Below are 10,823 nucleotides of genomic sequence, written 5' to 3'. Positions count from 1 at the left end.
TTACAGTTTTATCTTGTTCTCATGGTCTCGTATTATGTCGTTTTCAAGTTCATTTTTTTTCTTGTCGTTCTTTCTTATGCTCCACCTGAACAATATCCATGGCGTGAATGTCTTTTTTGTTGAATGTGTAAAGCTCCTGTATGAGCCGGTGCTTACTGTGGTCTTACTTCTCGGATTGCCTATGAAACTTGTGCATCCTATTGACAGTAAAATGTCGGGGGGTGAAACTGTATGAGAATATGAGATTGCTTTCCGGGTTGTAATTCTTCGTCCTTGAGAATTCGGTGTTTATGTAATTCTGATAGGAGAAAGTGGTTCGCGCCTCGAACTTTCCCCATTTCTTGCTCAATATCAACATGCCTGTGAAATGTTTTTTTGCCCCCACTGTTGTGTAGTAATTTACATTGTAAGCCATGTCCATCAAAAAGAAAAATCCTTTTACACGCCATGACATGTTGTATTTCAACTGCAATGAGCGGAAACGCCCCATGTTATAATATGTTGTCAGTAGTACACCATTGTCTTTTACAAAGTGAACGGGTTCGATAATATCGCTTGACATTCCGTATGAAATGCTTGTGCCGAGCCCTATTCCACCTCTGAAATATGACGCGTTCCAACCAAAGGAGTGTGTCTTTGACGGCATAAGGAACGGATTTCCATGACTGACAAGAAGTGTGTCGGCAGACGTATTGTATGGGTTAAGCATGGCAACAGAGGGTGGTGTGTTACTGTATGTGTAACTAATTCTTGTACTCATGCTGTTTGTTATGTTGTAGTACATGCCAAGTGACAATCTCGGTTTGAAATAATGATGAGAAATACTGTCGGATTTCATAGATACATACTCCATTCCTAACGTGGCATCGTATGTTAGTTTTCGTGCCAGCATTCCGCTGTATCCTGCAAATACAAACTCATTCAGTCGGTGGTGTCCGAAAAGATAATTTCCTATGCCGGTGTTCTCAATCCTGTCATAAGAGTATTGCGTTTCGTTTCCTATATTTAGACTTCCGTCGTTGTCGAAGTCTTTGGAATAGTCCAGTGTGAATGTCATCAGTTTGCGGTCGTTGTTATATTTCTGAGTATTCACGCCTCCATTTCCACTTACATTCTCTTCCAAACTGTTTGTGTTGTCTGCACGATTGTCGGAATACACTGCATACGCCTCCATTTCCTCGTTCTTAGAAAATAGATGCTTATAATATGCCGTTGCAGAAAACAGATGTGAGCGATAGTCAGACGTATTGTCACGTGTGATTCTGTGTTTGTTCTGTTCGCCAAATGATATATTTCCATTTGTTTCCTTGCTTGCGTTTCCTTGAATATATGCAGCAAGATAGTCTTTTTCTGTAATATGCCATTTCGTCATCAAAGAATAGTCATAGTCATAGTTTTTTTCTCTTGACTCTCCAGAGTATTCTTTTACGAGCTTTGGTGCTATGAGTTTGTAACTATTCTCTTTCCTGCTGTGACCTATACCGAAAGAAGCATCGCCGTATAGTGACATGCGGCTGTTGCCAATCTCAAACTTTGGCATTACAAAACCGGATTTCTCAGGATAGTCAGCACGTGTTGATAGTTGTGCATAGGTGTATAACGATGTTTTCTTCAATTTTATGTTCATTATACGCTTTATTCCTTGTCTCATATACTTTGCTCCCACTACGTCTATTATCTCCACAGACTTTATGCGTGACGGATCAATGGGACTTATACCGGAGTTCACTCGCATACCGTCAATGAGTACCATCATCGACTGTCCGTCGGAAGAGCGCACGCTTTCACTTACAGGGTCACTGTATAGTAGTGGTATTTCCTGCAAGGCGATAAAAGGGTTTCCACTTTCCTTCGCTTTTTTTGAAAGATAGAATATATGCCCCTTTGATATGGCACGGCTGCTTCTCCCCTTGACAACAACGTTATCGAGCATAATACTCCTTGTTTCGAGAGTGAAATTCATAGTGACATCTTTATCTATCGTAATAGAATCTTCCTTGCTTGTGAGTCCCACGCAACCGGCTACTATGTGATATTTTCCCTATGGAACTTTGCCTGTGAGATATTCTCCATCGGTATCCGAATGTGCCAATGCTGCAAGTTCTCCGTTTCGATAAAGATATATTTGCACTCCATTTATGACGCTTCCTTTATCGTCTGTTACTTTTCCCTGCACACAGTATTGAGAAAAGGCAGATACAGATATCAACAAAAAAAATATTTTTTCCTATCATTTCGTTCTTGTACAAGAACATCAGGTATTCTGCTAATGACAGATTGAGCGTTTCAATAAAGCAAGCATCATCACCATTCATTAGATGGAGGGTGCATGGTCCTAAGCAGCTTGGATAAAGTTTGCATTTCTTGCATTTATCCTTTGTTAAGTCATATCCTATTGTAGATATTTTTTTGTTCCATATGATTTCACCTGTTTCTGTATCAAGATATCCATAAGAATTATGTTCGTCAAACTCATCTATTGTCGTACATTTAAAAACTTTCCCATCATAATTTACAACAGCTTCGTTGAGCATTTCAGCGAAACACACCCCTCCTTGAGTATAATAATCCACAATGAAATTATTGTCAAAAAGTTTCTGTATTGTGTCTAAAAGAATTTCTTTGTTTATAACTTTGTCATTTACTTGCCAAATTCTTTTTAGGATTATTTTAACGCGTTTTCTATCAAGATCTTTAATATCTCCGAGGATATCATCAAAATTATTCAATGTCTGTGCGTCAAAATTTATTCTTACTGCAACGAAACAGTTGTCAATTATTTCTAATATTTTTTTTTATATTATTGACCGTAAGTTGGTAAGTATCTAACTTTCTGTCTTTTGTAAACTTGATTTTGTTATGCTGTTTTCTGTTGCCGTCTAATGTTATTTGAAATACACATGGAAAATGCGAGATGGTTTCCAACTGACTTCTTTTTATTAAACTTCCGTTTGTTGTAAAGTCTAAAATGAAAGATTTCTTGTTTTTTTCACAAAAGTCAGAAGCAAAGTCCGTTAGATTTTTTATGGCATCAAATTGAAGGAAAGGTTCACCTCCAAAGAATGACAACTTTAAAACTCTGAAAGGCGATCGCTCATTATGTACAATTATGTTTTTTTTTATGCCTTCAATAACATCATTATGTATTGCGCTTTTCTTTTGCTTCTTCTCGTAACAATACCAGCAAGATAAATTACAATCTAATGTTGGATTAACTACAATGTGATATAAAGAATTGTCAAATTTTGATTTTTTCTTTTCAAACTCAATATAAGATAACTCGTCAAAATCTTCATCGATAACAAATCCATGCTCTACAAGGGAGTTATAAAGCATTTGGTTTTTTATTTTTAAAACTTCCATATTATCTGCATTTGCATACATCTCATGCAATTCATGGTTCAAAATAATATGGCTGTTATTCATAAAATTTATATGAAGATAATAGTCTTTATCCACTTTTGTATTTAATTGGTAAAAATTCTTTTTCATTTTCTCACATTCTCATTTCTACTAAAATTTATGTCGTATGCAAGAAAAACACTTGCATACGACATGGTATTAATTTATACTTTAGGTTCCGTTATAACAGTACAAGTTTTATTTGTATTGACCAAAGAACATGTTTCTTGGGAGTTATTGATTAACACGCAAGTTTTTGAATTATTAACGACAGTGCAATCTTTCCCGTTATTTTTTGCGGAACAAGTTTTTTGATCATTAAATTCTTGCCTATCTTCAGTTCCTCCTCTAACAGCAATCATATGATTGTTGTCAAGGATTTCCAAAACATCTTTCTCAAGGCTCATAAAATTTATAGTTTCCATCCTTCTTTTTCTTATTATTACTTATCAGAAATATTTAATTTTAATCATGTCCTTTATTCATACAGCTTCTCGATTCAATCGGTAAGGATATTGCTGCACTGTAATCAATCTTATAGTTCGATTACAGCTTCCAAACGACTAAGTTTGTGTTTAAAAACTCTAATTGCTTCTTAAAATTTAATTACTAATACGTCTCATACAAAATCTTATTACATCCTTGCAAGAGAGCAATAAGTTGGTTTCTACTTACTCAGCAGTAAGTAATGCCGTTCCATATGAGAACCTACCACTCTCAGGTACAAGAAGCAGAATTTTCTCTCCTTGCTTTATTTCCTTTGTCCTAATGAATTCTTCCAATCCGACATAAATGGCAGCTGAACCGATATTTCCGACAGAGGTCAGATTTGTAAACCATTTTTCTTTTGTCAGGGCTATTCCACGAGAGACTATTTCCTCATTCAGTTTGTCGTAGAAGAACATTGAAGACACATGAGGTATCACATAGTCTATCTCCTGCGCTTTTACATGATGCTTGCCAAGCACGGCTTCGATATGGTCGACCCAATACTTGATAATGTACTTCTTTAACTGCCGAATGTCCTGTTTGCCAACAAGCACGGCACGTTCCTTAATCTCATCCGGAGAAAACTCTTTCCAGCTTTTGAGCCGTCCGTCCTCCTGTAGCTCTGACGCCATGAACATACAGGTGGGAAGTTCGTTGGCATAGGAGGTCATATCAACCCATTCGATTTTGAGTGGGCATGTTCCTTCTGGATGGTCTTGCAGCAAAACTGATCCCGCCCCATCAGAAAGCATGAACCGCATAAAATCCTTCTCAAAAGCCATGTAAGGGTCTTTGTCAGGATTGTCGTGTGTAACTTCATACTCAGGGTCATAAAACTTGGCTGCCAACGCAGGTGAGGTCAATTCTGATGCTACGCATACGGCTTTTGATGCAGTCCTGCAAGTATATTGCTGTAGCATATTTTCAATGCCTGCAATGAAGTCAGACATACACCTGCCGACGAGAAAATTTCCATAGGGAAGTTGCCCAACTCTCCATGTACCATCGACGCATGGGACGGAAGCAGTTGGTCGGGTGTACTTGTGCCGCAAGCCAAAAGGGTCAGATCGTCAGGAATGTTTCTGTTTTCAAACAGCCCACACACGGCTTCCTTTGCCAACTCTGCATTCGAGTGTGTTAGGTTTTGGCTTTTGTCCAACCCGTAATACCTCGTCTTGATACCATTTTGTCTAAGGACAATGGAACGGACTCTTGAAGGATTTCCGCCAATTTTCCCGATATAGTCCTCCATATCCTCATTGGCAATGGGAGAATTAGGAAGATATGCCGACACGCCATTGATATATACCGATTTTTCCATCAGAAGATTATTTGGTTATTAAATTATATATTGTGCATATCTGCTCTTTCAACTCTGAAATAGAAAGCTGGCTACTCAAAGCACTTCTGTACGATAATCCAAGATAGATGTTCCTAATGGAAGATATAATCTTTTCTGTTTCCACAGTTTGGGTAATCTCTCCTTTCTGTTTGGCAAGCTCTATCACCTCACGCCATTCATTGTTTTTCCTGTCCTCATATTCCTGAAACTTCTCTTTCCAATTCGGGTAATTGTCTTTCAGGTACAGTATGAATGACATGAAATTGGCAGAAGTGACAGTCCCTTTTGTCATCATAAAAAATGATTTCATACGGCGGCCGATGTTTTCCACACGGCTGTCAATGAAATCCTTTAATGGTGTCAGGCTTGTGGTATCAGGGAGGTCATGCCCATTATCACTGAGAAACTCAAATACAAATCTATCAACGGCATGATGGAATATGTCCTCTTTATTCTTGAAATGATGGAACATGTTGCCGCGAGAGACATTGGTCACTTCCACTAAGTCTGAAAAGGATACTGCTGCATATCCTTTTTTCAGGAATAGTCTGAACGATTCGTTCAGGATGATATCCCTTTTGCTCATGTTTTCTTTATCTGTCTGATTTTCCATAAGTCCATAACGTTAAATTTAAAAACAGAACGTTCGTTCTGCCACTTTCGGTGCAATAACACGCAAAATATTTCAATCTGCCAAATTTTCGGAGGCTTTTTCTTTAAAAAAGAATATTTTTCTCTTTTTCCCAATAAAGTGGGTGAGTAATTTTTATATTTTGGAAGACTCAGGCAGAGATATTATACCCTGCCCGAGTTTTTCTAATTGAAGAAATTCCACGATAATCCCAATCTCAACACTCGTTCGTTGAGCGGATAGTGGGGTGTGAGAAAATAGTTTCGGTTGCCCGATCCGGCATTCACATGACTCATCATCACGAAGAAGCGTGTGTGTTTCAGGTGCATGTTGGCATAAACGTTTATTATGGGGTAGTTGCCTGTTTGCACACGTTGTCCGCCGTTTTCCTGTATTGTAAACTGCCCCATCGATGGACTGTAGTCCGGCGCGTAGTACTTGGTAAAATACCGCATGTCTGCACCGAGTTCGCAACTAAGCACTTTTGCAATCTTGAATTTCAGGTATAGGTTTGTGTATAAGTTCAGTGTCGGCACCGGCAACACGTCTGCATTGCTCGACTTCTGATATGTCAGCACTGTCTCCCAGTTTAACAGTCCCAAGCGGAAATCCTGTGCCAGTTGTGCCGTTAGCAGGCTGATGTTACCTCCGTGCTGTCTCACGGCAATGCTGTTCCCCGTGCGCAGGAATTTATCCGTTATGTTATATTTCTGTCCTAAATAAGTATGGTTTTTAATGGTTTCGGCTGCCACGCGCAACATTGTGCGTGTTTTCTTCAGCGTGAAGCGTCCCTCTATTCGTGTCCTTATCTCTTTTGCCATGTTGTCGTTGTCCCACCAATGTCTTCGTGAGTGGTAGTGCCGGTAGTAGAACGTCGGGTTTAGCCTGTGGATGTATGCGTTTGCCGCGAGTCTCACCGTGTCGCCGAGCAGTGCGAAATTCACATCGGCCGTTGCGTCTATTTTCATTTGCCCCGCGTCCTCGCCCACGAGCCATGTCTCTGCCGTCACGTCATAGTGGAATGCCCGTCCCGAGGTTTTGCTCAACTGTCCTCCTATGCTTAGCGTATGTTCGTTGTATGTCGTAATTCCTCCCTTGTCGTCAGGCAGTGTGAAGTGCCGCAGGTCTGACGTGGCAAAGGCTTTCAGTCCTGCTTTTGCCCATTTGTTGAAACCTTCGAGCAGTGCTATCGCGAATGTATTTTTAAGTTCGTAATGGTTCGTTTTGTCGTATATGGAATCGCCTTGTGCCAACTCCGTACCATAGTGGTCTTCGGCGTAATAGTCTTTTGGTGTTTCGTATGATTGGAATATGCGTCGGAATTTGTCAAATTTCATTGTATGTATGAAACTTGTTACCGGCACATACTCGTTTTTCAGCCATTTATTTTCTTCTTCTTTCTTTTTTTCTATCGCAATCAGGCTGTCTGCCACAGCCTTGCTCGTTATTTTAATTCGTTCCGAGTGGTTTACGTTTATGCTGTCTTTGGGCTGCTTTCCTACAATCTTTGCATTGTCAGGCCTTCCCGAGAATGTCTCATTATTGTCGTATTCGTCCTCGTTGAAGTCTCGTCCCTCTCGTTTTGCCTTTTTCCTTTGTTTCTCTTTTTCCTTTTCTGCCTCGTTCTCTTTCTTTGAAGCCATTGCGAATTTCTTTGCCTTGATTTCTTCTTCTGTCATCGGCACCTTACGACTGAATCCGATGTTGTATCGATGCGATAAGAATACATGCTGGTTGTCGTTCCGGTTCCAGTTCTTCGATAGTACCGTTGGTATTTCGTTGGTAAGGAAATTATCATCGAATATTTCCGGATTTGTTATGTATCTGTCGTCCGTTATACCTCCGTTTTCTGCCACTTTCTCGTGATTTGTCGAAAGTAGTACGTGTGCCTGATAGCGTTCTCCGATATACGAGCCGTACATAGTGTAATTTATATGGCTCGCGCTTTGGTTCTGATAGTATCCTCTGCCGTAAAGATAGTCCAGTTTGAAGCCTATGCCGAGTTCTTTCCCTGCATTTACTGCGAACAAAGCCTTGATGTGATCTTCTCCGTCGGTTCTGTCTCCGGCAGAGTTGAATGACACGTTTGTTATCGGTGACAATGTTCGTGTGAAGTGGAACTGCAACGGTTGTTTGAAGAAATAATCGTATGGCAGCATGAAAATGAACTGTTCTTGTTCGTTGCGGTCGGCAAATATGCGGTTCTGCCGTGGTGCTCCGAGATTTCCGAGACTGTTGTATTCGCCTCGCAGTCCGGTATTGAACACAGAGTTCATATACATGTGGTGCATGGTGTCCGGCACAGCAGCCAGCCTGTCACCGAAGCGTTCGTCTATGGTCCACACCCACAATCCTTTCGGAATTTCCTTGTGTCTGTTTCCGAGCGAGTCTGTCTTGTTTCTCGTTTGCCCCGGCATTGTTATTTCTCCGTCTTCGTTTATCGACGTAAAATCGTTCTGCGCCAAGCCGGCTGTTGTCACCGCAGTCAGTGCCAAGATAATAATAAGAGTTTTGTTCATCTATTTCATCAAGCGGAAAATACATTCGACAAATTTCAGCACCATCGATCCAAGCACTATGTATGTGCCTGTGTCTCGGTCTGCGAAAAAGTATATGCACATACCTACTATGGCTCCCAGTATGAAAAAGGTGTTCAGCCAGTTGCGCAGCACGAAATATCTGTCAGGGTCTTTTTCCTTGCGATGCGTGCGACGGATTGTGCGTTTTGCCAATTGTTCTTGTCCCTCGTTAGTTATATTTTCGTTATTATCCATTCCGTTACATTGTTAATATTTATTGCTGTATAATCATTTTCTACCGACAAAGGTAGCAAATAAAGTCGGTTATTTGTCGTTTCGATTGTTTTTTTACATATTTTTTATACCTTGAAGTTCGTGCGATATTATTTCTGTTGTCGTTAATCGTTCAACAGTCCTTTCAATCTTATAATCTCGTCTCGATACTGTGCGGCTTGTAAGAAATCGAGTTCTTTTGCAGCCTTTTTCATTAGAGCGGTTGTGTTGGCTATGCTCTTTTCTATCTGCTTCCGGCTCATCTTCTGCATTATCGGGTCGGCAACCATCTCCATTCCATCTTTTTCTATGTATGGTTTGTATCTCTTTTCCTTAGATGACTTCACTGCATCTTCCACACTGTGTTTCACGAACGAGTTTCTGTCAACGGCTTTCACTATCTGCTTTGGTGTAATTCCGTGTTCCTCGTTATATTTCAACTGCTTGGTGCGTCGTCGCAGTGTCTCGTCAATAGTTTGTCTCATGCTCCTCGTGATGGTATCGGCATACATTATAACTTTTCCGTTTATGTTTCGTGCCGCACGGCCTGCCGTCTGCGTAAGCGAACGGTGCGAGCGCAGAAAGCCCTCTTTGTCGGCATCGAGTATTGCTACGAGCGACACTTCCGGCAGATCGAGTCCTTCGCGCAACAGGTTTACCCCGACCAGAACATCGAATGCTCCCTGTCGCAGGTCGGTCATTATCTTTACCCTGTCGAGTGTGGCAATGTCGCTGTGTATATAGTTGGCTCTCACGCCGTTGTTCAGCAGATACTCCGTAAGTTCTTCCGCCATTCGTTTTGTAAGCGTTGTAACGAGTATCCGTTCGTTTCGTTCGCATCGTTCCACTATTTCGCCGAGCAGGTCGTCTATCTGGTTCTCGCTCGGGCGTACCTCGATTTCCGGATCGAGCAGTCCCGTTGGTCGTATTACCTGTTCCACCACAACTCCGCCCGCCTCTTTCAGTTCGAAGTCGGCAGGCGTTGCGGAGACGTATATCACTTGTTTTGTCATCTCTTGGAACTCCTCGAATTTGAGCGGACGGTTATCGAACGCAGCCGGTAGGCGAAAACCATATTCCACGAGGTTTGTTTTGCGGGCACGGTCTCCGCCGTACATCGCGCTTATTTGCGGTACGCTCACATGGCTCTCGTCAATAACGAGCAGAAAGTCGTCCGGGAAGAAATCGAACAAGCAGTAAGGTCGTTCTCCCGCCAGTCTGCCATCGAAGTAACGACTATAATTCTCTATGCCCGAACAATGTCCGAGTTCCTTTATCATCTCCATGTCATACTCCACCCGTTCCTTTATCCTTTGTGCCTTCAACGTATCGCCCACATCGTTAAAGAACTCCACTCGTTCCATGAGGTCGTCCTGAATCATGCGTATTGCCGACGCGGTTTGTTCCTTCGACGTTACGAACAGGTTTGCCGGATAAATCTGATATTCCTCAAACTTCGCCATGCTGTGATATGTAACGGAGTCGAGTTCTTCTATGTCGTCAATCTCGTCGTCCCACCATGAGACGCGCAGCAGGTTGTCACTGTATGCCATGAAAACATCAACCGTGTCTCCCCTGACACGGAAATTGCCTCGTTTCAGTTCGATGTCGTTCCTCAGGTATAGAGCATCGACCAGTTGTCTTAGGAACATGTTGCGATCCAATCGCTGTCCTTTCCTTATCGTTATCACGCTGTTTGCCATTGCCACGGGACCTCCCATTCCGTATATGCACGACACCGACGACACCACCACCACATCCTTTCTGCCCGATAGCAGCGATGATACCGCAGACAGGCGCAGGCGGTCTATTTCTTCGTTTATGGCGAGGTCTTTCTCTATATAAGTGTCGGTTTGTGGAAGATATGCCTCCGGCTGGTAGTAATCGTAGTAACTGACATAGTATTCCACCGCATTCCCGGGGAAGAAACTTTTCATCTCCTGATACAACTGTGCGGCCAATGTCTTGTTGTGACTGAGGATGAGGGTAGGGCGTTGCACGTTCGCTATGACGTTTGCCACGGTAAACGTCTTGCCCGACCCCGTAACCCCGAGCAGCACTTGCGCCTTGTCGCCACGTTTCAGTCCGGCCGTCAGTTGGCTTATTGCCTCCGGTTGGTCGCCGGTAGGTTCGTATTGCGATGTCAGTTTGAAATCCATACCGCAAA

General features: G+C 42.0%; 8 protein-coding genes and 1 pseudogene. All 9 read right to left on the bottom strand.

The genetic code is table 11. The annotated features are described in order from the left end of the window. Positions 1–163: 163 nt before the first annotated feature. Positions 164–1,933, bottom strand: coding sequence for a TonB-dependent receptor plug domain-containing protein (locus EII32_RS05065; protein WP_158611130.1), 1,770 nt, complete (start codon positions 1,931–1,933; stop codon positions 164–166). Between the two features lie 217 nt (positions 1,934–2,150). Then, positions 2,151–2,729: an SPASM domain-containing protein gene (locus tag EII32_RS05060; protein ID WP_125234355.1), complete on the bottom strand. Its 579-nt coding sequence runs from the start codon at positions 2,727–2,729 to the stop codon at positions 2,151–2,153. A 43-nt stretch (positions 2,730–2,772) separates the two neighbouring features. Then, positions 2,773–3,492: a 4Fe-4S cluster-binding domain-containing protein gene (locus EII32_RS05055; protein WP_125234354.1), complete on the bottom strand. Its 720-nt coding sequence runs from the start codon at positions 3,490–3,492 to the stop codon at positions 2,773–2,775. 74 nt (positions 3,493–3,566) lie between these two features. Next, entirely contained in the window at positions 3,567–3,827 is a 261-nt protein-coding gene (locus EII32_RS05050; RefSeq protein ID WP_125234353.1) for a hypothetical protein, read from the bottom strand. Positions 3,828–4,073: 246 nt separating this feature from the next. Next, positions 4,074–5,212: pseudogene (locus EII32_RS05045) on the bottom strand (StlD/DarB family beta-ketosynthase). Positions 5,213–5,219: 7 nt separating this feature from the next. Next, positions 5,220–5,846: a TetR/AcrR family transcriptional regulator gene (locus tag EII32_RS05040; RefSeq protein ID WP_125234352.1), complete on the bottom strand. Its 627-nt coding sequence runs from the start codon at positions 5,844–5,846 to the stop codon at positions 5,220–5,222. 203 nt (positions 5,847–6,049) lie between these two features. After that, positions 6,050–8,383: a putative porin gene (locus tag EII32_RS05035; protein WP_125234351.1), complete on the bottom strand. Its 2,334-nt coding sequence runs from the start codon at positions 8,381–8,383 to the stop codon at positions 6,050–6,052. Beyond that, on the bottom strand, positions 8,384–8,638 hold the full coding sequence (locus tag EII32_RS05030; protein ID WP_233582307.1) for a hypothetical protein: 255 nt from the start codon (positions 8,636–8,638) through the stop codon (positions 8,384–8,386). A 143-nt stretch (positions 8,639–8,781) separates the two neighbouring features. Beyond that, the gene (gene uvrB, locus EII32_RS05025) at positions 8,782–10,815 is read right to left on the bottom strand and encodes an excinuclease ABC subunit UvrB (RefSeq protein ID WP_125234350.1); all 2,034 of its coding nucleotides are present in this window, start codon (positions 10,813–10,815) and stop codon (positions 8,782–8,784) included. Between the last annotated feature and the right edge of the window lie 8 nt (positions 10,816–10,823).

The sequence above is a fragment of the Prevotella sp. OH937_COT-195 genome (assembly GCF_003932845.1).
Lineage (GTDB): Bacteria > Bacteroidota > Bacteroidia > Bacteroidales > Bacteroidaceae > Prevotella.
Note: the sequence above shows the minus strand (reverse complement) of the source record. Positions and strands in the feature narration are given on the sequence as shown.